We start from the raw sequence: 22524 nt of genomic DNA on the forward strand, positions 1-22524 counted from the left end.
ACCGCTGACTATCTCGTAACCATGGAGGATGAATGAGTGCCTACCGGACCGTTGTCGTAGGAACCGATGGCTCCGAGTCGTCACTGAAAGCAGTCGACCGGGCCGCAAGCATTGCAGCAGATGCCAGTGCGCAATTGATTATCGCGTGCGCGTACTACCCGGCAGACCCCAAGGACGTCAGCGCTGCGGCAGATGTACTCGGCGACGAGGCATACCAGGTCACAGGTTCGACACCTACCTACGAAATCCTCCGAACGGCTCGGGAGCGCGCACATGCTGCCGGCGCGGAGAAGGTCGTGGAACGGGCAATCGTCGGAGCGCCCGTCGAGTCGTTGCTCGCCTTGCTCGACGAGGTCGAGGGTGATCTGTTGGTCATCGGTAACCGTGGACTCAACACACTGACCGGGCGTCTACTCGGATCGGTACCGTCGGATGCTGCACGAAAGGCAACATCCGACGTTCTGATCGTTCATACCGTTCGCTGAAAGTTCTCAGCAGTACTCGGTCTCGGCCGCGTCGACGATCACGGTTCCCAATCGATAGGGATCGGCACTGATCGGCGATGCGGCCGAACTGTTTTCGGTGCTCTCCACGTCTTGGAGTTGGCCTGGTCGGCTGGTGGCGCCGTTGTGCGTCACGCTGCGCAAATTCTCGATGATCATCGTTCGATCCGTGCCCACCGCCAACTGACGGCAGATTCCGTCCCCGAGTGCTTGCAGGGTGTCGTCGGTAAGCGGTGTGGTGACGCCGTCTGCCGTGATCGCGTCCCGGAACCGTTCGAGTGCCTGAAGCTCGGGTGAGTCGGCCGTGGCAGTGGCAGGTGCGGCGCCGTCGGCGGTATCCGACGGCGAAGACTCGGCCTGTGCGCATCCGATCAGCATCCCGGCGCACAGGCCGATCAGCGCAGCTCCGACGACCTGTGGGCGGCGACGGAGTAGCCACTGCGGCATGCGTGCGGCGATCGGAGCGGTCACGAGAAGATTTCCTTCAGTAGAAGTGGCACGAGAGAACCTACTCGGTCGCATCACATCACGGGTGTGAATGCAGCTTCGGCGATGTTGTCGAGCACAGCCGGAAGCGATTCGATGTGAATGATGCCGAGCCGCTGTGTTGCTCGGGTCAGTGCGACGTACAGGTCATTCATTCCCCGCGGCGATTCGTCGAGGATATCCGAGGGTTCGACGATGAAAACGGTGTCGAATTCCAGGCCCTTGACGTCCTTGACGGAGAGCACGCTGACAGAGTCGCCGGCGAGGCCGGACAGGTTCTTCACCGTCTCGTGCCCGGCGATCACCGCAGTCAAGCCTGCGTGAGACTCGTGCTCGATGCAGCGACGCACCGTTTCCTGGAGATTCTCCGCTGTGGTTTTCAGTGACCACGGTGCAAAACCGCTATCTCTGACCGACCGGGGTACTGCTTGCGTGGGATCGATTTCCTCGAGCACCCGGTGTGCCACATCCATGATTTCCGACGGGGTTCGATAGTTCACGGTCAGCTGTGTGAGCTTCCAACGCTTCGCGACGTACGGTTCGAGGATCGTCTGCCATGACGACGTGCCGGCGGGATCACCGGTCTGCGCTGTGTCGCCCACCAACGTCATCCAGCGATTCGGTATGCGGCGCATCAACATTCGCCATGCCATAGCCGACAACTCCTGGGCCTCGTCCACGATCACGTGACCGTAGGTCCAGGTTCGATCACCCGCGGCGCGCTCGGCAGTGGTCTGATGCTGGCCCAAATCGTGACGCTGGGCGAGTTGACTGGCGTCGATCAGGTCGTAGGCCATCAGGATTTCGGGGTCCATCTCGTCTTCGAGATCCTGCGGCGCCGACCCTGTCAGAATATCGAGAGCGCCCTGTGCGTCGGCAATCTGAGCGCGCCATTGTCGTTGTGCCCGTTCGCGTTCAGCGGCGTCGTCAACGCCGAGAATTTCGGCCAGCTCGTCGAGTAGCGGCGCGTCCGCGGCACTGAATCCGGGGCCGACGCTCTGCAACAAATCCGAGCGCTGGTTGTCGTCGAATTGTGGAGCGGCTTTTTCCAGTCGTCTCGGTGACGTCCAGAGTTCGGCGAGAATCTGTTGCGGCGACAACTCGGGCCATAGTGAGCCGATTGCGGACATGATGTCGGCGTCTTCGCGCATCTCGTCACGGATGTCGGCGATGTCGTCTCGACTCAGGAGCGAACCGCCGTCCACCAGATTTCCGCCGATGATCTCGGCCATCTGTAGAGCCAGCGCTTCGATGACCGCTGATACGAAGATCGGCCTGGCCAAGTTGTGCGGCCGGCGGGACGAGCGGGCACGGCCACGGGCCTTGGTGACTGTCTTTCGATCCAGTTTCAGGTCGTAAGTGTCGAATCGGAGAACTATCGGCGATGACGGTACTTCCTGGCGATCACGGACAGCGTTCTTGAGTACGTCGAGGATGTCGAGTGAACCCTTGATCTCACCGGCGGCAAGCGAATCGATTCGTGTTGCGCGCACTCCGGGATACAGGTCGCCGATGGTGGAGAGTAGAACGCCGGTTTCACCAAGTGACGGGAGTACCTGACTGATGTAGTCGAGGAACGTTGCGTTGGGGCCGATGATGAGTACTCCGGCCTTCGCCAATTGCTGGCGATAGGTGTAGAGCAGGAACGCCGCACGGTGGAGCGCCACAGCGGTTTTGCCGGTACCGGGGCCACCCTGAACCACGAGCACACTCTTGTGTTCGGATCGGATGATCGAATCCTGCTCGGTCTGGATGGTTTCGACGATGTCGTTCATCTGGCCCGTGCGGGCGGCGTTCAATGCGTCGAGTAGCGCGCTCTCGCCGGCTACGCCACCGGCTTCGGTGACAACGCCGGCAGCGCGAGCTGCGTCGAGGTCGAGGTATTCGTCGTTGATTCCGGTGACCGCGCGGCTACGGCTACGGATGTGGCGTCGACGCTTCACGCCCTCAGGCGCCGCTGGTGTCGCGAGGTAGAACGGGCGGGCCATCGGGGCGCGCCAGTCGAGGAGGAGCGTCTCGTAGTCGTTCTCGGTGTCGAGAATTCCCAGGCGGCCGACGTAGCGATGTTCGTCGTCGAAATCGATTCTGCCGAAGCACAGTCCATTTTCGGCTGCGTCGTACTTGGCTAGATCCTCGGTGTACATCGCGTTGAACGATTCGCGTTCACTGCGTGCCTGCGGGGTTCCACCGCTTTCCAGCAAGACGGTGCTCAGGCGCGATTTGGCATGCTTCCGGAGCTCGTCGAGACGGGAATACAGCATCGTCACGTACTGCTGCTCGAGCTGTTGCTCGGTGTGTGACGGGTCCGCGTCGGGCAAGGGTTCTCCTAGGCTTGGTGAAAGAAGTCGAGCACCGCAAAAGTGCCAAGACAGTCTAGTTCGCTTAGGTGAATGGGGTGTATCCAACGAGGTCAGGCCACCCGAGGGTGGCCTGACCGGACGTGTGATTGTGTCAGTGCGTCAATTCGTCGCGCTTCTCGCGGGCCTTCGCCAGGGCGATTTCGGCGCGTTTGCGAGCTCGTTTGCCGAGGACCTCGGACTGCTCGGATGCAGTCTCCGCCCATTCGTTGCTTTTTTCGAGCGCAAGTTCTGCAAACTCGGCGCTGCGCTTGCCGGCCAACTCCGCCAGTTCGGACCCACGCTCGCGGGCCGTTTCTGCCAGTTCCGCCCCGCGCTTCTGGGCAACTTCGAGAATCTCGGGGCCTCGTTCCTTGGCGATCTCGAGCAATTCGGCACCGTGAACCTTCGCAGCTTCGGCTAGCTCGGTCCCACGCTCCGAAGCAACGGCGAGTGCGTGCTCGAGGCGTTCCCCGGTGTGCTCGTCGTGGTTCGCGGCTGCCAAGGGCAGCGTCGCCGCGATCGAGGCCTGCGCCTTCCTGGCGGCGCGGCGACCGCGCCAGCCGAGTGACGGTTTGCCCTCGGTGTCGACGGCGGCGATCATCAGGCCGCCGAGCAGACTGACGTTCTTGATGAAGTTGGTGCGTTGCATCGCACGAAGCGTGGGGTCCGACTCGTTCCAGAAATCATGGCCTGCAACTGTGGTGGGGATCAGGCTTCCCGCCAGTGCCAACGACGCGATGCGTGGAGCCTTTCCGCTTGCCAGCAATGCCCCGCCGCCGATCTGGATTACCGCGTTGAGCTTGATCAGTGTCTCTGGATCTGCGGGCAATTTTTGTGTCACCGCGCCGGGGAGTGTTTCCACTGATTTGTCGATCAGTGGAGTTGCTTTTGCCGCACGTTGCGCAGGATTGCGGAGCGCATCGATCCCCCCGGCAATGAAAATGGTGGAAAGTAGTGGACGAGCAATTCGACGTACCAGCATGTTCCAAGCCTCCCGATGTAGGTTCTTTCCACACTAGCGATCAGAACGAAACCTGGGACAGGTTACGTTTTGCCGGCCGCTGTGGGAAGACTGCAAAAACCGCGTCCATCAGCGAAGAATTAACCGAAACTCGGCTGCGACACACCTTGGGACGACGGCGTGGGAGGTTTGACGATGGATCGCAACGTCGACGTAGTGGTGGTCGGTGGTGGCCCAGCAGGTATGACCGTGGCTGGTGATCTTGCGCGGCTGGGGCGCTCGGTGGCTGTAGTGGAGAAGTGGCTGACGATCAACCCGTCCAGCCGGGCGTTTGCAACGATGGCGCGAACACTGGAGTTGCTCGACGCGCGTGGACTCGCCGACCAGCTACTTGCGACCAGCTCGACCACCCCGGGGATCAACCTTTTCAAGGGTGCAAAGCTGGACCTCACCCACCTGAGATCTCGCTACCGGTTCGCCATGATTACCCCGCAGACCAACGTGGACCAAGCTCTCGAGCTCTATGCCAAGGACCAGGGAGCAGACATTCACCGTGGTATCGCGCTTGTCGATCTCGTTCAGGACGACGCCGGAGTCACCCTCACTGCTCGCCCCAAAGACGATGACAACTCTTCGTCCACGATGACGTGGCGCGCCAAATACGTCGTTGGGGCGGACGGCGCACACAGTACGGTTCGCGGTCTGGTCGGGATGGATTTCCCCGGGAAATCCGTGCTGTCGTCAGTGGTGTTGGCTGACGTGAAACTGACCGCCGGACCGCACGACGGTGGCCTCACGCTGGGGGACACTCCACGTGAGTTCGGATTCCTCGCGCCCTACGGGAAGGAGGAGAGCGACGGTGCGTGGTATCGCTCGATGACCTGGGATCGACAGCGTCAGGTTCCCGATAGCGATCCGGTGGGCGAGGCCGAGATCGTGGGTGCGCTGAACCGGGCAATGGGACGCGATGTGGGCGTCGTCGACGTTGGTTGGCATTCGCGTTTCCATTGTGACGAGCGTCAGGTTCGCGACTATCGCAGCGGCAGGGTGTTTCTGGTGGGGGATGCCGCACACGTGCACTCGCCGATGGGCGCACAAGGAATGAACACCGGAATTCAGGATGGTGTGAACCTGGCCTGGAAACTCGGCGCTGTATTGGCCGGCGCCGACGATTCGATCCTGGATACCTATCACCGCGAGCGGCACCCGATCGGGAAGCAAGTGGTTCGGCGGTCGGGGCTGATGATGCGCGCCGTCACCATGCACCCGCGACTCGCCAGGTTCATGCGCGATCGCCTTGCTGCGCATATTCTGTCGATCCCGAAGGTGCGTGACCTCGTCGCCGGCAGTTTTGCGGGCACTGAGCTGCGTTATCCCTCGCCGGACGGACAGAGTGATCTAGTCGGGACTCGTGCGACGGAAGTGCCGCTACACGAAGGGCGACTCACGGAACTGCAGCGCCTGCCGGGTTTTGTTCTCATCCGCGAGCGCGCGAACACCTCGACGATGCAGAAACCGGGACCAGATCTACTCGTCCAAGCGCAACGCAAGGACGACGGACCGTCGCTTCTGGTACGGCCTGACGGTTACGTAGCGTGGGCAGGGAGTTCTACTTCTCGAGCGGGAGAAGAGGGTTGGCCGGCAGCGCTGTCGCGGTGGACCGGAGCGCGATAGTCATCGCTGCGACGCCCAGCGATTGGGGTCGCTCTCCAACGAGGCTCTGTCCCAGCGCCCCGAATCGGCGGCAGCAGCGTAGGTGGTCTGTAGAAACGCAAGCAGTGTCGCGTCCGGGTCGGTGGCCGCCCGGACTGCTTCGTACGGCAGAAGAAACTGACCGAAATCGTTGCTGTAGAACGCTGCCGACGGTTCGACGCGATAGCCCTCGAACGCCGCAGGTGCGGGGTACGAGTACGAATAGAACGCGCCTTCCTCGCCGCCGCCCGGCCAGAAGCCGCAGCTGCTCAATTCGTGAGAGTAACCTTCCACCATCACCCAGTCGCCACAGTTGGGGGCTCCCCCTGGATGTGGTGGCGCAGTGCGTCCGGAGAATCGTGTACAGGCGAGGTCCATTGCGCCCCAGAAGAAATGGACCGGAGATACCTTTCCGATGAATCCCGCACGGAACGACGCGATGACGCGGTCGGCCTGAACGAGTTGGCGCCAGAACAAGTGGACGGCTTCGGCGTCGTAGGAGCAGTGGACGTGATCGTCGGCAAACGGAAGCGCCGGATCGACTTCATTCGGTGTTGGCTGAATTTCCACTGAAATGCCCAGGGCGCGTAGTGCTTCCATCGTGCGTGCATAGAACGTCGATACCGATTGAGGTTCGAGTGGAATCTCGTGTGACGCCCCGGAGCTATCGCGGATGCGTAGCTGGTGTTCGCAGAAATCGAACTCGATATCGAAAATGCGGTCGCCGTAGGGGATGGACGATGTGGTCAACCCTCGCGGAGTGACATAGAGCGTGACCTGCCACCAGTGGTTGACCAGTGGTGAACACGCGAGCCGTATCTTTCCCACGATCTGCACCCACATGTGCAGGGTGTCGCGGGTGTCGGTCCAGTCGTCCACTCGCAGTGCTGGCCAATCCGCCGGTCTATTGGATGTTGTCATTTGACGTCCTCCGCACTCGATCGGCAATCGGGCCTACTTCGGAGTCTGGCACGAGTGGGTTCGACATGTACATAACCGCTTTGGACTACACCAGCGGGTGCCTCGCGACAACAGCGAAGTTCAACGGGATCTTCGGCGACCCCGGCGGCAATGTCCATCCGTGGACACAGGGGATGAGGTCAGGGAACGCCAGCCAGTCCGTGTAGGGCAGTTCGGCCGCCGCTTCCAAGTTCGGACGCCGCCCCCAGACAGGTAGTCGTCGGTGACGTTCCATGGTTGGAAATACTTCAACCCGTTACCGAGGGTGCTAGGTGGTGGCTCAAGCGGGCTGGTCTGCACTCGGTGTAATTGTGAGGCGTTCGAGTCGACCGGAGTCGTCAAGTTGGAAGCGGTAGTCGAGGTCGACCATCCCACCGGGGAACGTTCCTTCGAGCCGGCACCTGATCGAGGTCGTTCTAGTGGCGGCGTCGCTGTTCGTGGATATCGGCGTTGTGGTGTACGTGTACTGACTTGCGACTCGACCCAGCCATGCCCTGATCTGGGTGACCCCGATGTAGTCGTGCCCGTCGTCTGTGACATGTGCATCTTCGACAAAGAGCGATACCGCGGCTGTGCGATCCTCCGCTTCAGCGAGGGTCAGATAAGCGCGTACGGCGTCTGGGCAGTCTGCAATCAGCGGATTCGACATGGCAGTTCCTCCAAGATGTTTTCGGTGTGGTCAAAAAAGGGGGATCGGTAGGTTTAGTCACGAAACGAGGATGGTGCCGTAGCAGGGCGGAATCTGCGCCTGGATAGATGAAAAGCGTCGCGGCCGACATTGATCAGCGATTGGAGCGATCAATCGAGTCGCACTACTGCGAGCAGGTTGAGATCAGGTTCGCGCTGCCAGCGCGTCCAGCGCGGCGACCCCTCGGCCCCGCGCCGTTGCCGTGTGTTCCGCACACGACGACTGCATGGCGACCTCCAACGTCAGGGATGTCGAATATGTCGTGACGACTTCCATTGTTAATTCTCCGATCGACAGGTCGTGGAGCGGTTCGAGTCTCAGCGTCTGTCGAGGAGACGGCGTATCCCGTCGATTCGGTCGCTCAGCCTCGGTTGCGTACGTTCCGGATCCATCAGTGCATTTTCAGCGAGCACGTGGTCTTCGCTGTCGACTGTGTTTCGGTCGAATTCACGCAGACTGCGGGCGTCGGAGGACGCAAGTGTGCGAACCGTCGTCAACAGTGAGTGCTCGCGCAACGCGTCGTCGATCTCATTCTCGGTGACGTCGAGGTGCTCGCTGAGCAGTCGGCGCCGCAGTCCGACGATCGAGGCCCGCAACTCGACATCTGAATCGTCGTAGGATTCGACGGCGATGTCACATTCGGTGTCGAAGCCCATCGAACGGTTGTTGAGGTTCGACGACCCGATTCGCAGGAGTCGATCATCCATCACCAGGATCTTTGCGTGCACGTAAATTGGTGCACCAGAAGAGGTCACGGGATAGAACGCACCGAACCGGTCATGGACGTCGGCGGTCCACAACAGATGCAACAGGTCGTGGCGTGCCCCGTCCATCGCCTTTTGTTCCAGCCACCCGTCGGCATTGCGCGGAATGACCAGAACGATCTCCGGTCCGTCGGCCTCACGCAGGCGTGCAGCGATCGCCTCGGCCAGAGTGCGTGAGGCGAGGTACTGGCTTTCGATGTACAGCGTGTGTTCGGCACCGGCGATGGCCGCGAGATAAAGCGCCTCGATCTCGCGTACTTCAGTGCGTTCGTCGAGTTCCGGCAGAGTTCTGGCGATGGCTACGTCGACAACCCGCAACGTGGGCGCCAGATTGACGGGCCACGGTGTTGCCGTGCTCTGGACCGGTCTCAGATCCTCGCCGGTTGCGGATTTCCAGCGTGCCCGCGCCAATTCGCCGATGGCCGCGGCCGCATCGCCGTCGACCGCTGTGGTCGCGTCATGCCAAGGGCCGTAACGCCTTCCGCTCGGTGTGATTCGGTAGTCGTTGTGATCGACGTGATCCGGGGTGTCCCAGCGGTCCACCGTCATGTCGATGCCGCCACAGAACGCCAAAGCATCGTCGATGACGATGATTTTCTGATGGTGCGCGGCGCCCACTGGGTGGGCGCCGTCGATTTCGAACCGAAGGCGCTCGTCGGTCAACCAGTTCGACACGAAGACTGGAGTCATGCCGCGTCCGATTGCGGTGAAGGCCCCTACGTTCCATTTGAGTACGAGGATTTCGAGGTCGGGTTTCTCGCGGACAAGCCAGCGTAGGAACCTGCCCAGCCGATTGGGGCCGTCGAGCGTCTTCTCGCGCGGCTCGAGTTTGATGCGCGTGTCGAAGTCCCAGCCGATCAACATGATTCGTTTTTCAGCTTGCAGCATCGCGGACTTCGCATGATGAAAGTAGTCAGCGGCATCGACAATGCAGGCAAGATTATCTGCCGACTCGATGCGCCAGCAGGTTTCGCCCGGAGCCAGAATTCTGCTCACACGTCGACCAAATCGGCGTGGGCAGTTTCCGACACTGCTTCCTTGGATACTTCTCGCGCCGCGACGCCGACAGGTGTGGCGAGTAACTCCGTAAGCTCTTCCCCAGCAACGGCGCTGGCAACCGACCCGAAGATTTTGACCTCGGATGCTCCGTGGCGGCGGCGCACCGACTCCCGCTCAGTGCGCTTCGCGCTCGACACGGACCGCAGTTGCCGACTGTGGAGCAGTGCGGTCATGTGGGCTCCTTGGAAGTGACGGTTCGCGATGATGATACCGCTCAGCTAAAGAAGCCGAGGAGCTGTCCTAGCTCCCCGTTCCAGCTATCGCGGCCATGAGTGACGGACCCTGGGTAGGTGTTGCGGCCCAGTAAGCTGCGTGGCCGAGGAGCTAGTCCGATTGTCGACAACTTGGAGTCGAAGTCCATTCCGTCTGAGTCGGCTGCTGAGCGACTTCCCCGGACTGACCACGTCCGTCGACGGGCGGTCATCCCCAACGCGCGTGGCGGGGCAGCGCTGGGGATGTGCGGTGCAAGGGTCACCAACCGCGTTCGTGCCACTCCTGCAAGTGCGGACGCTCGGCGCCGAGTGTCGTGTCCTTGCCGTGGCCGGGGTAGACGATGGCGGAGTCGTCGTAGCGTCCGAAGAGCTTGGTCTCGACGTCGCTGAGCAGTGAGGTGAATTTCTCGGGATCAGCGGTCTTTCCGACTCCGCCTGGAAAGAGCGAGTCACCGGTGAAGATGTGAACCTGGCCGGACGGTTCGGTGAGCACGAGTGCGATGGAGCCGGGGGTGTGGCCGGACAGGTGGATGACATCCAAGCTCAGGTTGCCGACCGTGACGCTGTCGCCGTCCTCGAGCAGAACGTCCGGGGTCACGGGAAGTGCTTCGGCATCGAGGGGGTGCGCAGCGGTTGGCACGTTGGTGGCAGCGTGGACGTCTTTCAGTGCCAGCCAGTGGTCGCCGTGCTGGTGTGTGGTGACGATGGAGTCGAACACCGGAGCTTCCTGCTCGATCAGCGCAACGATTTTCTCGGCTTCGTTGGCCGCGTCGATCAGGAGTGATTTCCCGGTTGCGGAACAGACCACGAGGTAGGTGTTGTTGTCCATGGGGCCGACTGACATCTTCGTGATGGTTGCACTGTCGATGGTGCGTCGTTGGGGCGCAGAATCGGGGGAGAGCTGACCGGTATAGGAGTTGTCGATCACGATGGGCTGATTCGTCATGATTCGCAGGCTACCTTCGAATAGGGGCTGGTAGAACGCTGGGTTCGTGCTTGCAGTCAAAATTGTCGGTGGCTCGGCCTACCATGGCGTCGTTCGAGGACTCGCTGCGTTTGAGTGCTCGAGATGTCGGTGATGTCGCTGGTGGACAGCCCAGATGAATGACGATGAAGGGAATTGGTGTGTCGGATCGCCTGATCGTGCGGGGTGCGCGAGAGCACAATCTGCGAGGAGTCGACCTGGATCTCCCGCGAGACAGCATGATCGTCTTCACGGGTTTGTCGGGTTCGGGTAAATCCAGCCTTGCGTTCGACACGATCTTCGCCGAAGGACAGCGTCGGTATGTCGAGTCACTCTCGGCGTACGCGCGTCAGTTCCTGGGCCAGATGGACAAACCCGACGTCGATTTCATCGAAGGCTTGTCGCCTGCGGTGTCGATCGATCAGAAGTCGACCAACCGGAACCCTCGATCAACCGTCGGAACCATTACCGAGGTCTACGACTACCTTCGTCTCCTCTACGCCCGCGCGGGTTCCGCTCACTGCCCGGTATGTGGTGAGAAAATCGCGCGTCAGACGCCTCAACAGATCGTCGATCAGGTCCTCGACATGGAGGAGGGCATCAAGTTTCAGGTCCTCGCTCCGGTGGTGCGCACCCGCAAGGGTGAGTTCGTCGACCTTTTCGAACAGCTCAATACGCAGGGTTACTCACGTGTACGGGTTGATGGTGTCGTCTACCCCTTGACCGATCCGCCGAAGCTGAAGAAGCAGGAAAAGCACGACATCGAAGTTGTCGTCGATCGTCTTCAGGTGAAGGCAAGCTCCAAGCAGCGACTCACGGATTCGATCGAGACCGCTCTCCGCCTTGCCGAGGGCATTGTTGTTCTCGACTTTGTTGACCGTGAAGAAAACGCGCCTGACCGGGAGCGGCGATTCTCCGAAAAGCTGGCGTGCCCCAACGCCCATCCACTCGCGATCGACGATCTCGAGCCGCGTTCGTTCTCGTTCAATTCGCCGTACGGAGCCTGCCCGGAGTGCACGGGTCTGGGTATTCGTAAAGAGGTAGACCCCGAACTTGTTGTTCCCGATGCGGAATTGAGTCTCGAGGACGGAGCAATCGCGCCGTGGTCGATGGGGCAGAGTTCCGAGTACTTCGGGCGCTTGTTGTCCGGCCTCGGCGACATCCTCGGCTTCGACATGAAGACGCCGTGGAACAAGCTTCCAGCCAAGGCGCGCAAGGCAATTCTCGAGGGCAGTGAGGAACAGGTCCACGTCCGGTACAAGAACCGGTACGGCCGTACCCGATCTTACTATGCGGAGTTCGAGGGCGTCATGCCCTTCCTGCATCGCAGGCTCGAGCAGACCGAATCCGATCAGATGAAGGAACGCTACGACGGCTACATGCGCGACACCCCGTGTCCCGCGTGTGGCGGTGCGCGACTGCGTCCGGAAATCCTTTCTGTGACCATTGCCGCCGGAGATTTCGGCAGCAAGTCCATCGCGGAGGTGTGTGAACTCTCGATCTCCGACTGCGCAGATTTCCTGAACAGTCTCACGCTCGGTTCACGCGAAGAAGCCATCGCGGGACAGGTGCTCAAGGAAGTTCAGGCCCGCCTCGGATTCCTCCTCGACGTCGGCCTCGAGTATCTCTCGCTGTCGCGTGCCGCTGGCACCCTGTCCGGTGGTGAGGCCCAGCGAATCCGGCTGGCAACGCAGATCGGTTCGGGTCTTGTCGGTGTGCTCTACGTGCTGGACGAGCCGTCCATCGGTTTGCACCAGAGAGACAACCGTCGCCTGATCGAAACGCTGACTAGGCTTCGCGATCTCGGCAATACCCTGATTGTGGTCGAGCACGACGAAGACACGATTCGTACCTCCGACTGGGTGGTCGACATCGGTCCGTACGCCGGTGAGCACGGCGGCCAGGTAGTTCACAGCGGTCCCTACGAAGAGCTGCTCACCTGCGACGAGTCGATTACCGGCGCGTACCTGTCCGGGCGAAAGTTCATCGAGGTCCCCGAGATCCGTCGCCCGGTCGATCGTAAGCGTCAGGTCACCGTTGTCGGTGCGCGTGAGCACAACCTCGACGGCATTGACGTGAGCTTCCCGTTGGGTGTTCTCACCGCGGTCACCGGCGTTTCCGGTTCGGGTAAGTCGACATTGGTGAACGACATCCTGGCCACCGTCATGGCCAACAAGCTCAACGGCGCGCGTCAGGTGCCTGGCCGCCACACCCGAATCAACGGACTCGACCAACTCGACAAGTTGGTTCAGGTTGATCAGTCGCCGATCGGCCGTACCCCGCGGTCCAACGCGGCCACGTACACCGGTGTGTTCGACAAGATTCGTACGCTGTTCGCTGCCACAACCGAAGCCAAGGTGCGCGGCTATCAGCCGGGGCGTTTCTCGTTCAACGTCAAGGGCGGTCGCTGCGAGGCATGTTCGGGTGACGGCACCCTCAAGATCGAGATGAACTTCCTGCCCGACGTGTATGTACCCTGCGAGGTCTGCCACGGAGCTCGGTACAACCGCGAGACACTCGAGGTTCACTACAAGGGCAAGTCCATCGCCGAGGTTCTGGACATGCCCATCGAGGAGGCGGCGGAGTTCTTCCAGCCGGTCACCTCGATTCACCGGTACCTGAAGACTCTGGTGGATGTCGGTCTCGGTTACGTGCGACTGGGACAGCCGGCGCCGACGCTGTCCGGTGGTGAGGCACAGCGCGTCAAGCTTGCCGCCGAGCTTCAGAAGCGTTCCACCGGACGTACCGTCTACATCCTCGACGAGCCGACAACCGGCCTGCATTTCGAAGACATTCGCAAGTTGCTGATCGTCATCAACGGATTGGTCGACAAGGGCAACAGTGTCATCGTGATCGAGCACAACCTCGATGTCATCAAGACATCGGACTGGGTTGTCGACATGGGTCCCGAAGGTGGATCCGGCGGCGGAACCGTTGTGGCAGAAGGAACTCCGGAAGAAATTGCTGCAGTGCCCGAGAGCTACACCGGCAAGTTCCTCAGCGAGGTACTCAGTGCGCAACAGGCTCCCGTGAAGAAGAAGACTGTGGCGAAGAAGCGTGCCGCGAAGGCTACGGCCCCCAAGAAGGCTGCGCCGCGGAAGAAGTCCGCATCGGTGGCCTGAGAGGGTGAGATAGGCGCGATCGCGATGATGCCGGGACGGTTTGTCGTCCCGGCATCACTGCTGCGTCGTGACGCTATGCGTCTGCTGCGTCGAGAATGGTTTCGGCCAACTCCTTCGGGCGTGACCACATCGGCCAGTGTCCGGTCGGAAGATCGACGTACGTCACCGGCAACTTCGCAAGTTCGACGGCAATGGGAAACCCACCATCGGCCATCTGTTTGATGACGTCGGAGGGATAGCTGCTGCACACCACAGTGGTGGGAACCGAATAGCGTCTCGGATCGGTCAGGACGATCTGATCTCGAGCTGCGCCCGCAGGCTCGGGGACAGCGCGGTCACGAAACGCCGTCAAGGCGTCGTCGTCGAGTCCCTCGATGCTGCTCCCGTCTGCTTCCAGTTCGGCCCAAGGCGGTAGTGGAACCTCGATCGCATCTACGGCGAGATCGGGTCGAAGAGCGGTGCCATCCGGCATCGGACCGCTGTCGACGTAGACGATGCGCGCAATCTGGTCGGGTACGCGATCGGTCGCGGCGTACCCGGACGCTCCGGCGCCGCTGTGCACGACCAGGATCGTGCGTTCGTCCGACCTCGAGACGGCGTCGACGATTGCGCTGACGTGGGAATCGAGAGTCACGGTGTTCCGGGGCGAGTCCACCGACTCGAGTCCCGGAAGTGTTAGTGCGGTTACGTGGGTGTCAGGGCGTTGAAGATGGGGGAGTACCGCGTCCCACGCCCATGCGCCGAGCCAGAATCCGGGAACCAGAACGATGTGAGTTTTCATGAGCCCATAGTGGCGGGCTATCGGTGACAACTGCGTGTCACCGATTTTGTCACCGTTTGGTATCGAAATTTGGGACAATCGGAAACGTGAATCGAGCGGCCAGATTGCACGCACTCCTCGAGGAGTTGCGTCGTCGTGGCGATCGCGGGTCAAATGCGGCGCAGTTGGCGGCGCAATTCGGTGTCACGCCGCGCACAGTCAAGCGTGACATCGAGACATTGACGGAGTCGGGATCCGCGATCGAAGGTCGCTGCGGACCTGGCGGCGGTTACCGTCTGATTGGGCGCGCGACGCTGCCTCCGGTGAATTTCACTGTCCCGCAGGCAGTGTCGATCGCCCTGGCCTTGACTGCTGTCGGAGACGCTCCGTTCGCGGACGACGGACGGGCAGCCCTGGCCAAACTACTCGACGTCATGGACGCCGACAGTCGGGCCAGAGTTGAGGAACTCAGCGGGCGCGTCTGGGTTCGGCATGACGAAGAATCTGATGACGAATCAGGAGTGAATCGGCGCGCGATCGAGCAGGCTTTGGAACGTAAGTGTGTTGTGTCGTTGCGGTACATCGACGGAGACGGTGCCGAATCGACGCGTGCGGTCGAGCCGCATCTGCTGGCTCACGCCCGAGATCGGTGGTTCGTGATCGGTTGGTGCCGAACGAGGGACGCGGTTCGGTGGTTCCGTCTCGATCGGATCCAGAAAGCGACGCTGACCAAGGAGCTTTTTGTTCCTCGAGAGACTGCGCTGTTCGGAGAGCCGCCGCCGACGGCTCGCTCGGCAGCTGACGCGAGTTGACGGCTCAGGAGTTCATGTTCAGGGCCGCCGCAACGGATTCCGTGACAAGTTCTTCCAAGACTGAGCGATCGATGTCACTGAGCCGTTTGACATAGAGGCAGCCTTTGCCGATCTTGTGCTTGCCCAGGCGGCCGAGCGTCGAGGCGTGCTCGTCGAAGTTCACTGACAAATAGAGAGTCAGTGCGGTCGCTCGAGGTGAGAACCCGATCAGTGCGGTGTCACCTTCGTGTCCGCTTGCATAGCGATAGTGGCGGGCACCGAATCCGATGATGCTGGTTCCCCACATCACCGGCGGTTCGCCGGTCGCAGCCGACAGCACGGAAATCAGTTCCGCACTGTCGGCGCGTTTGACCGGGTCGGCAATTCGATCGACAAAGGCACCGACGTCGTCTGGAGTCGGCTGCGTTTTGTTCGCGGTTGCCATGTGCGTGGTCGCCGTTCGTGACTCAGTAGACCGGTCCGGTGAACTTCTCGCCCGGGCCCTTGCCCGGCTCGTCGGGGTGCGACGACGCTTCGCGGAACGCGCGCTGGAGGGCCTGCAGGCCTTCGCGAATGGGACCCGCGTGGGGGCCGAGGTATTCGACGGATGCGGTGACCAGTCCGGCGAGCGCGGTGATGACGCGGCGCGCTTCGTCCAGGTCCAGGTAGGGGCTGGCCGACGGGTCGGCGTCGGACAGTCCGAGCTTCTCTGCTGCGGAGCTCATCAGCATCACGGCGGCGCGGCTGATGACCTCGACTGCGGGAACCTCGGAGAGCTCGCGGACATCAGGGTTCGCGTCGGTGTTCTGATCTGCTTCGAAGTTCTCACTCATGTCTGCAAGGATTCCATCACGGTCCGGAGCAGTTCAATCTGCCCTTGTCTTGTGCAGGCACGATTAGATTCATCGCCGCCGGCCTGATACTCTTGTCCCAACGACCGCCTCCGACATGTTCGGGGGCAGCAAGTGGAGCCCGACTCCCACCTCTGCGCGGCAGGTGAAACTGCAGTTCAGTGGTTCCGGTCACCTGACGAAGAATCTATTCTTCATCAGGTTCCTCGTTTAGTCGAGGAGATTGTTCCTGGCGTGAGCTGGGTTTGATCTGATCGGTCGACATCGGGCCCCGCGGAGAAATATCACCGCGGGGTTTTTTGTTGGGGTTTGGGTAGAACTAGCTGCGTGCGGTCACAAGACCGCACCGTTCAACCTAGGAGGCCCCATCAGCACTGAGACCCGCATCAACGATCGAATCCGCGTTCCCGAGGTCCGTTTGGTCGGACCTGGCGGTGAACAGGTAGGCATCGTGCGTGTTGAAGATGCACTCCGCTTGGCTCTGGAAGCCGACCTCGACCTTGTCGAGGTAGCTCCTGATGCCCGTCCGCCGGTCTGCAAGATCATGGACTACGGCAAGTTCAAGTACGAAGCTGCACAGAAAGCCCGTGAGTCTCGCAAGAACCAGACTCTTACGGTCATCAAGGAGCAGAAGCTTCGCCCCAAGATCGACGCCCACGACTACGAGACCAAGAAGCGCAACGTTGTTCGCTTCCTCGAAGCTGGTTCCAAGGTCAAGGTCACGATCATGTTCCGCGGTCGTGAGCAGTCACGCCCCGAACTCGGCTACCGCCTTCTGCAGCGTCTGGGAGCAGACGTCGCAGACCTCGGTTTCGTCGAGACCTCGGCTAAGCAGGACGGTCGCAACATGACGATGGTTCTGGCGCCGCACAAGGGTGCCAAGACCCGCGTCAAGGCTCAGGAAAGCGCTCAGGCGCCCGTCGCTCAGGCGGCTCCGAAGCCGGCTCCCGAAGCTCCGGCAGCTCCGGCAGCCCCGGCAGCCCCGGCAGCCGAAGAAGCGGCTCCCGAAGCTCCGACCAGCTAGTCGATTCCCCAAGCACCATCACGTAACAAAGAACTGAGGACTCCATGCCCAAGATGAAGACCCACAGCGGCGCCTCGAAGCGATTCAAGGTTTCCGGTTCCGGCAAGCTCCTGCGCCAGAAGGCCGGCCGTCGCCACCTTCTCGAGCACAAGGCCAGCAAGGTCACCCGTCGTCTCGACGGTGTCGCTGTCGTCAGCCCTGATGACGCACCGCGCATCAAGCGCATGCTCGGCATCTGAGTCGTCCCCCTTACTGACCACCCGGGGCCGAATCTCAGCCCCTAGATTGACAGGATTTTCACGTGGCACGCGTAAAGAGGGCGGTCAACGCCCAGAAGAAGCGTCGTTCAATTCTTGCTGCATCCAGCGGCTACCGTGGACAGCGTTCGCGTCTGTACACCAAGGCCAAGGAGCAGCAGCTCCACTCGATGGTTTACGCATACCGCGACCGTCGTGCACGCAAGGGTGAGTTCCGGAAGCTGTGGATCACGCGTATCAACGCTGCAGCTCGGGCCAACGACATCACGTACAACCGCCTGATCCAGGGCCTGCGCCTGGCTGAGGTCGACGTCGACCGCAAGATCCTCGCCGAGCTCGCCGTCTCCGATGCAGAGGCCTTTGCCGGCCTCGTTGCACTCGCGAAGGCCGCTCTGCCGGCTGACGTGAATGCGCCTGCCGGAGAAGCAGCCTGATCGACGCATCACAGCAACGGCCCGTGGATCCGCTCACCGAGCGGACTCCGCGGGTCGTTTCTGCTGTCAAGCTCCTGCGCACAGCAGAACGACGTAAAGCAGGACGATTCCTGGTCGAGGGCGAAAACTCCGTCACAGAAGTCTTGAAGGCCAACGGCTCAACCGCCACCGTGGTCCGTGATCTCTTCTACACAGAGGCCGCTGCCGATCGGTATCAACACGTCATCGATCTGGCGTTGAGCTCCGGAGTTCGCGCTGCTCTCGTCACCGACCGCGCAGCTAAGGCACTGAGCGACACCGTGACTCCGCCCGGCCTGGTTGCCGTGTGTGATCTCCTCGATGTTCCTCTGTCGGACGCGATCCGCCCGGATACCAAGCTCCTTGCCGTTCCGGTCGAGGTCAACGAACCGGGCAACGCGGGCACGGTAATTCGGATTGCCGACGCAGTTGGTGCTGATGCCGCGATCCTGGCCGGAGACAGCGTGGACCCGCACAACGGCAAAGTGGTTCGATCGTCGGCGGGCAGCCTGTTCCACCTACCGGTTGTTCGTGAACGCGATACCGATTCGGTGATCGAACAGATCCGCGCCGCCGGTATTCAGATCCTGGCGACTGCTGCCGACGGAGAGGTCGACCTCGACAACGCGGACGAGTTGTTGAGCAAGCCGACGGCCTGGCTGTTCGGAAACGAAGCGCACGGTCTTGATCCGGACATAGCGGCCCGTGCTGATTACCGTGTCCGTATTCCGATCCACGGGCGCGCCGAGAGCCTTAATCTGGCGACTGCAGCCGCTATCTGCCTCTATGCGAGTGCGCGGGTGCAAAATCGCGACACCGATCAGGGCTGACGAACAAGACGGAAGTGACCTCTCGGAATTCCATTTGCGGAAGCCTGAGAGAATGCAAGAGCGTAACAATGCTCGACACAATGCTCGACCGCAGTAGAGAAGCAAACCGAGAAGCGACAGGAGTGTCACAGCCGTGGCCAAAAATGAGGGCGCGACCCCGCCGGACGTCGATGCGAGTGCGCTCACCGAAGAGGCGCTGACCGCGGCCGCGGAGAACGCAGAGAAGGCGCTCGCGGAGGCAGCGGACCTGGATGCACTGGCTCAGGTCAAGGTTGAGCACATGGGGGACAAGTCCCCGATCGCCCTCGCTCGCCGTGGTCTCGGCAGCCTTCCCGGTAAGGAAAAGGCCGAAGCGGGCAAGCGTGTCAACATCTTCCGTACGCGCATCAGCTCTGCGTACGACGCGCGTCGCGAGGTTCTCCTTGCCGAACGAGACGCCGCGGTGCTGGTCGCCGAGGCAATCGACGTCACGCTGCCATCCGATCGTTATCCAGTGGGTGCCCGTCATCCCATCAGCTTGATCTCCGAGCAGGTCGCCGACGTGTTTGTCGCGATGGGCTGGGAGGTCGCCGAGGGACCGGAGGTCGAGACCGAGCACTTCAACTTCGACGCTCTGAACTTCCTGCCGGATCATCCCGCGCGGACCATGCAGGACACATTCCATCTGGCGCCGGAGAACTCGCGTCAGGTGCTGCGTACGCATACCTCGCCGGTGCAGGTGCGCACGATGCTCACGCGTGAGGTTCCGATCTACGTCGTCTGCCCCGGTCGCACCTTCCGTACCGACGAACTCGATGCGACGCACACGCCGGTGTTCTCGCAGGTCGAGGGTCTTGCTGTCGACAAGGGTCTGACGATGGCCAATCTTCGCGGAACTCTGGACGCATTCGCACGTGCATTGTTCGGTCCCGAGACTCGGACGCGTATGCGCCCCAACTACTTCCCGTTCACGGAACCGTCGGCTGAGGTCGACGTGTGGTTCGCGAACAAGAAGGGTGGCGCAGGGTGGGTCGAATGGGGCGGCTGCGGCATGGTCAACCCGAACGTGCTGCGTGCCAGTGGAATTGATCCGGACGAGTACTCGGGATTTGCGTTCGGTATGGGCCTCGAGCGGACTCTGCAGTTCCGCAACGGCATCCCGGACATGCGTGACATCGTCGAAGGCGACGTGCGTTTCACGCTGCCATTCGGCGTTGCCGGCTGACCGGTCCGGTATCCGGACCTTTTCGACCAACAGACTTATCGAGAAAACGAGAGAGCTGAGCTGACGTGCGAGTAGCGCAATCCTGGCTGACCGAGATCCTGCAGCGGGCAACTCCGGAGTGGGAAGTCACTCCCGAAGAGTTGGACGCTGGGTTCGTCCGGGTAGGACTCGAAGTCGAGGAACTGGACACACTCGAGGCAATCGACGGCCCCCTGGTGGTCGGCAAGGTCCTCGAAATCACCGAACTCACCGAGTTCAAGAAGCCGATCCGTTTCTGCCAGGTCGAGGTCGGCGAAGCAGAGCCGCGCGGCATCGTCTGTGGTGCCCGCAATTTTGCCGAGGGTGACCAGGTCGTTGTTGCGTTGCCCGGCGCTGTCCTACCCGGCGGCTTTGCCATCGCGTCTCGTGAGACGTACGGCAAGATCTCCGACGGAATGATCTGCTCTGTCGCGGAACTCGGAATCGGCAAGGATCACTCGGGCATCCTCGTGCTCGAACCCGGCACTGCTGAGCCCGGCGCAGACGGCAACGAGTTGCTCGGGCTCGGTGACACGATCATCGAACTGAACATCACCCCTGACCGTGGCTACTGCTTCTCGGTACGTGGTCTTACCCGTGAACTCGCGTGCGGCTTCGATCTCGAATTTGCCGATCCTGCTTCGGTTCCCGCCCACCCCGCTGAGGGGCAGGCGTGGCCGGTACAGCTCGAACCGGAGTCCAAAGCGACGCGCTTCGTGATGCGCAAGGTCACCGGCATCGACCCCAAGGCGGTCAGCCCCTGGTGGATGCAGCGACGCTTGCTGCTCTCGGGTGTTCGCCCGATCTCTCCTGCTGTGGACGTCACCAACTACGTGATGCTCGAACTGGGTCAGCCGCTGCACGCATTCGATGCAAACGCAGTGAAGGGCGACCTGGTGATTCGCCGCGCGAAAGCCGGGGAGAAGCTCACCACACTCGACGAGGTCGAGCGCACCCTCGATCCCGAGGATGTGGTGATCGTCGACGATTCCGGCGTCATCTCGTTGGCTGCAGTCATGGGCGGCGCGACCACCGAGGTCGGGTCCGAAACCACGGACATCTTGCTCGAAGCAGCTACCTGGGATCCGCTTGCAGTCTTCAAGACTGCGCGTCGGCACAAGCTGTCCAGCGAGGCCAGCAAGCGTTTCGAGCGCGTTGTGGACCCGGCGATCCCGGTTGCCGCAGTCGACCGCGCAGCAGCACTGCTCGTCGAGATCGCTGGTGGCCGTATCGAACCCGTCCTCACCGATGTCGGTGCGGTTGCGCCGCGTGAGGCGATTCGGATGGACATCGACCTTCCCGATCGCGTTGCCGGCGTCAGCTACCCCAACGGCACGGCTGCGCGTCGTCTCACCCAGGTCGGTTGCACTGTCGAGGTCGGAGTCAGCGACGAAGGGCACGGCCAGTTGGTCGCAACCCCGCCGTCGTGGCGACCGGACCTGGTTCAGCCTGCTGATCTGGTCGAAGAGGTCTTGCGTCTCGAAGGACTCGAGCAGATTCCGTCGGTTCTCCCGGCTGCACCTGCCGGACGTGGATTGACGCCGAAGCAGCGTCGCAAGCGCACGGTGTCCAAGGCGATTGCACATGCCGGATTCGTCGAGGTTCTGCCGCCGGTGTTCCTGCCCACCAACATCTTCGATGTCTGGGGACTGGACAGCGACGATCCGCGTCGCAATACCAGCAAGGTGCTCAACCCGCTCGAGGCGGATCGCCCCGAACTTGCTACGACGCTCCTGCCCGGCTTGTTGGAGGTATTGGCTCGCAACACTTCTCGTGGCCAGCGGGATCTTGCGCTGTACGGCATTGCCCAGGTTGTGCTTCCGGGGCCTGACACCAAGCCTGTCGACGCATTGCCGGTCGACCGTCGCCCGACGGACGATCAGATCGCAAACCTGATTGCGTCACTGCCCGAGCAGCCGGTACACGTCGCCGCTGTGCTCAGTGGTTTGCGTGAGCTCAACGGCCCGTGGGGCCCCGGCCGTGCGGCAGAGGCATCGGACGCGTTTGCTGCAGTGCGCGTCATCGCAGCGGCAGCCGGCGTCGAGGTTGAACTGCGTGCGGCGCAGTATCTGCCGTGGCATCCGGGTCGTTGCGCCGAGGTTCTTGTCGACGGCAACGTTGTCGGGCATGCCGGCGAATTGCATCCGGCTGTTCTCGAGCGTGCTGGACTGCCCGCTCGCACCTGCGCACTGGAAATCGATCTGGACGCGCTGCCGTTGGTCGAGAACCTGCCCGCTCCGCGTGTGTCGCCGTTCCCGGCTGTTCTGCAGGACGTGGCGGTCGTTGTCGACCGCAACGTTCCGGCCGCCGAGGTTCAGGAAGCTCTACGCGTCGGCGGCGGCGAGCTTCTCGAAGACATTCGTCTTTTCGACGTGTTCGAGGGCGAGCAAGTTGGTGAGGGCCGCAAGTCGCTGGCGTTTGCACTTCGCTTCCGCGGCGTGGATCGCACCCTGACCGAGGACGAGGCCAGTGCCGCGCGTGACGCAGCAGTAGAGGCAGCGTCCAAGGCTGTAGGCGCGCAGATGCGCGGCTAGCAGCACGAGTTGTCAAGGGACCCGAGGCCACACAGCCTCGGGTCCCTTTCTCG

The 22524-nt window shown here is 61.8% G+C and carries 21 protein-coding genes; 10 read left to right on the top strand and 11 right to left on the bottom strand.

What is annotated here, in order from left to right; genetic code table 11:
* The first annotated feature begins 32 nt into the window (after nt 1-32).
* Complete coding sequence (locus R4P64_RS09540) at nt 33-485, top strand: universal stress protein (protein ID WP_033230819.1); 453 nt, start codon at nt 33-35, stop codon at nt 483-485.
* A 6-nt stretch (nt 486-491) separates the two neighbouring features.
* Here the strand turns inward: R4P64_RS09540 and R4P64_RS09545 are convergent, their stop codons facing one another.
* From R4P64_RS09545 to R4P64_RS09555, 3 genes are all read right to left on the bottom strand, one after another.
* The gene (locus tag R4P64_RS09545; RefSeq protein ID WP_317820465.1) at nt 492-974 is read right to left on the bottom strand and encodes a hypothetical protein; all 483 of its coding nucleotides are present in this window, start codon (nt 972-974) and stop codon (nt 492-494) included.
* 50 nt (nt 975-1024) lie between these two features.
* Complete coding sequence (locus R4P64_RS09550; RefSeq protein WP_317820467.1) at nt 1025-3307, bottom strand: HelD family protein; 2283 nt, start codon at nt 3305-3307, stop codon at nt 1025-1027.
* A 133-nt stretch (nt 3308-3440) separates the two neighbouring features.
* Nucleotides 3441-4310, bottom strand: coding sequence for a DoxX family protein (locus R4P64_RS09555; RefSeq protein ID WP_033230817.1), 870 nt, complete (start codon nt 4308-4310; stop codon nt 3441-3443).
* 174 nt (nt 4311-4484) lie between these two features.
* Here R4P64_RS09555 and R4P64_RS09560 point away from each other — a divergent pair, with 174 nt between their 5' ends.
* Nucleotides 4485-5963, top strand: coding sequence for an FAD-dependent monooxygenase (locus R4P64_RS09560; protein WP_317820468.1), 1479 nt, complete (start codon nt 4485-4487; stop codon nt 5961-5963).
* On the opposite strand, the gene R4P64_RS09565 is transcribed toward R4P64_RS09560, so the two are convergent.
* The 5 genes from R4P64_RS09565 to R4P64_RS09585 all read right to left on the bottom strand — a co-directional run bounded on the left by R4P64_RS09565 (nt 5964) and on the right by R4P64_RS09585 (nt 10610).
* Nucleotides 5964-6902 carry a DUF5996 family protein gene (locus R4P64_RS09565; RefSeq protein ID WP_317820469.1) on the bottom strand — a complete coding sequence of 313 codons (939 nt, stop codon included), beginning with the start codon at nt 6900-6902 and terminating at the stop codon, nt 5964-5966.
* Between the two features lie 319 nt (nt 6903-7221).
* The gene (locus tag R4P64_RS09570; protein ID WP_317543916.1) at nt 7222-7590 is read right to left on the bottom strand and encodes a nuclear transport factor 2 family protein; all 369 of its coding nucleotides are present in this window, start codon (nt 7588-7590) and stop codon (nt 7222-7224) included.
* Between the two features lie 356 nt (nt 7591-7946).
* A complete protein-coding gene (locus R4P64_RS09575; RefSeq protein ID WP_317820471.1) occupies nt 7947-9389 on the bottom strand; it encodes a phospholipase D-like domain-containing protein in 1443 nt (480 codons plus the stop codon).
* Complete coding sequence (locus R4P64_RS09580) at nt 9386-9625, bottom strand: hypothetical protein (protein WP_317543920.1); 240 nt, start codon at nt 9623-9625, stop codon at nt 9386-9388. Before R4P64_RS09580 ends, R4P64_RS09575 begins: the two co-directional genes overlap by 4 nt.
* A gap of 298 nt (nt 9626-9923) precedes the next feature.
* Nucleotides 9924-10610 carry an MBL fold metallo-hydrolase gene (locus R4P64_RS09585; RefSeq protein ID WP_317820473.1) on the bottom strand — a complete coding sequence of 229 codons (687 nt, stop codon included), beginning with the start codon at nt 10608-10610 and terminating at the stop codon, nt 9924-9926.
* Between the two features lie 179 nt (nt 10611-10789).
* On the opposite strand from R4P64_RS09585, the gene uvrA reads away from it, so the two are divergent.
* Entirely contained in the window at nt 10790-13750 is a 2961-nt protein-coding gene (gene uvrA, locus R4P64_RS09590) for an excinuclease ABC subunit UvrA (protein ID WP_181317478.1), read from the top strand.
* Nucleotides 13751-13823: 73 nt separating this feature from the next.
* Here the strand turns inward: uvrA and R4P64_RS09595 are convergent, their stop codons facing one another.
* Nucleotides 13824-14531 (bottom strand): alpha/beta hydrolase, encoded by a 708-nt coding sequence (locus tag R4P64_RS09595; RefSeq protein ID WP_317543922.1) that lies wholly within the window; start codon nt 14529-14531, stop codon nt 13824-13826.
* 86 nt (nt 14532-14617) lie between these two features.
* On the opposite strand from R4P64_RS09595, the gene R4P64_RS09600 reads away from it, so the two are divergent.
* Complete coding sequence (locus tag R4P64_RS09600) at nt 14618-15322, top strand: helix-turn-helix transcriptional regulator (RefSeq protein ID WP_033230798.1); 705 nt, start codon at nt 14618-14620, stop codon at nt 15320-15322.
* A 4-nt stretch (nt 15323-15326) separates the two neighbouring features.
* Here the strand turns inward: R4P64_RS09600 and R4P64_RS09605 are convergent, their stop codons facing one another.
* Nucleotides 15327-15746 carry a DUF1801 domain-containing protein gene (locus tag R4P64_RS09605; protein ID WP_317543925.1) on the bottom strand — a complete coding sequence of 140 codons (420 nt, stop codon included), beginning with the start codon at nt 15744-15746 and terminating at the stop codon, nt 15327-15329.
* 22 nt (nt 15747-15768) lie between these two features.
* Nucleotides 15769-16134 carry a DUF1844 domain-containing protein gene (locus R4P64_RS09610; protein WP_033230796.1) on the bottom strand — a complete coding sequence of 122 codons (366 nt, stop codon included), beginning with the start codon at nt 16132-16134 and terminating at the stop codon, nt 15769-15771.
* Between the two features lie 385 nt (nt 16135-16519).
* Here R4P64_RS09610 and infC point away from each other — a divergent pair, with 385 nt between their 5' ends.
* The 6 genes from infC (at nt 16520) to pheT (ending at nt 22471) form a co-directional block, all read left to right on the top strand.
* Nucleotides 16520-17176 (top strand): translation initiation factor IF-3, encoded by a 657-nt coding sequence (infC, locus tag R4P64_RS09615; RefSeq protein ID WP_172936241.1) that lies wholly within the window; start codon nt 16520-16522, stop codon nt 17174-17176.
* 44 nt (nt 17177-17220) lie between these two features.
* Nucleotides 17221-17415: a 50S ribosomal protein L35 gene (rpmI, locus tag R4P64_RS09620; RefSeq protein ID WP_033230795.1), complete on the top strand. Its 195-nt coding sequence runs from the start codon at nt 17221-17223 to the stop codon at nt 17413-17415.
* Between the two features lie 62 nt (nt 17416-17477).
* The gene (gene rplT, locus R4P64_RS09625) at nt 17478-17867 is read left to right on the top strand and encodes a 50S ribosomal protein L20 (RefSeq protein ID WP_033230794.1); all 390 of its coding nucleotides are present in this window, start codon (nt 17478-17480) and stop codon (nt 17865-17867) included.
* A 23-nt stretch (nt 17868-17890) separates the two neighbouring features.
* Complete coding sequence (locus tag R4P64_RS09630) at nt 17891-18715, top strand: RNA methyltransferase (RefSeq protein WP_317820479.1); 825 nt, start codon at nt 17891-17893, stop codon at nt 18713-18715.
* 133 nt (nt 18716-18848) lie between these two features.
* Nucleotides 18849-19919, top strand: coding sequence for a phenylalanine--tRNA ligase subunit alpha (gene pheS / locus R4P64_RS09635; RefSeq protein WP_033230792.1), 1071 nt, complete (start codon nt 18849-18851; stop codon nt 19917-19919).
* Between the two features lie 65 nt (nt 19920-19984).
* The gene (pheT, locus tag R4P64_RS09640; protein WP_317820481.1) at nt 19985-22471 is read left to right on the top strand and encodes a phenylalanine--tRNA ligase subunit beta; all 2487 of its coding nucleotides are present in this window, start codon (nt 19985-19987) and stop codon (nt 22469-22471) included.
* Nucleotides 22472-22524: the final 53 nt, after the last annotated feature.

Source organism: Rhodococcus sp. IEGM 1366 (genome assembly GCF_033142425.1).
GTDB classification, from domain to species: Bacteria; Actinomycetota; Actinomycetes; order Mycobacteriales; family Mycobacteriaceae; genus Rhodococcus_F; species Rhodococcus_F globerula.

Excerpts from the sequence above, each read along its gene's own strand:
- R4P64_RS09540 (WP_033230819.1), top strand. The coding sequence starts at position 33 with ATGAGTGCCTACCGGACCGTTGTCGTAGGAACCGATGGCTCCGAGTCG.
- R4P64_RS09555 (WP_033230817.1), bottom strand. The coding sequence starts at position 4,310 with ATGCTGGTACGTCGAATTGCTCGTCCACTACTTTCCACCATTTTCATT.
- R4P64_RS09560 (WP_317820468.1), top strand. The coding sequence starts at position 4,485 with ATGGATCGCAACGTCGACGTAGTGGTGGTCGGTGGTGGCCCAGCAGGT.
- R4P64_RS09565 (WP_317820469.1), bottom strand. The coding sequence starts at position 6,902 with ATGACAACATCCAATAGACCGGCGGATTGGCCAGCACTGCGAGTGGAC.
- R4P64_RS09570 (WP_317543916.1), bottom strand. The coding sequence starts at position 7,590 with ATGTCGAATCCGCTGATTGCAGACTGCCCAGACGCCGTACGCGCTTAT.
- R4P64_RS09580 (WP_317543920.1), bottom strand. The coding sequence starts at position 9,625 with ATGACCGCACTGCTCCACAGTCGGCAACTGCGGTCCGTGTCGAGCGCG.
- R4P64_RS09585 (WP_317820473.1), bottom strand. The coding sequence starts at position 10,610 with ATGACGAATCAGCCCATCGTGATCGACAACTCCTATACCGGTCAGCTC.
- R4P64_RS09595 (WP_317543922.1), bottom strand. The coding sequence starts at position 14,531 with ATGAAAACTCACATCGTTCTGGTTCCCGGATTCTGGCTCGGCGCATGG.
- R4P64_RS09605 (WP_317543925.1), bottom strand. The coding sequence starts at position 15,746 with ATGGCAACCGCGAACAAAACGCAGCCGACTCCAGACGACGTCGGTGCC.
- R4P64_RS09610 (WP_033230796.1), bottom strand. The coding sequence starts at position 16,134 with ATGAGTGAGAACTTCGAAGCAGATCAGAACACCGACGCGAACCCTGAT.
- rpmI (WP_033230795.1), top strand. The coding sequence starts at position 17,221 with ATGCCCAAGATGAAGACCCACAGCGGCGCCTCGAAGCGATTCAAGGTT.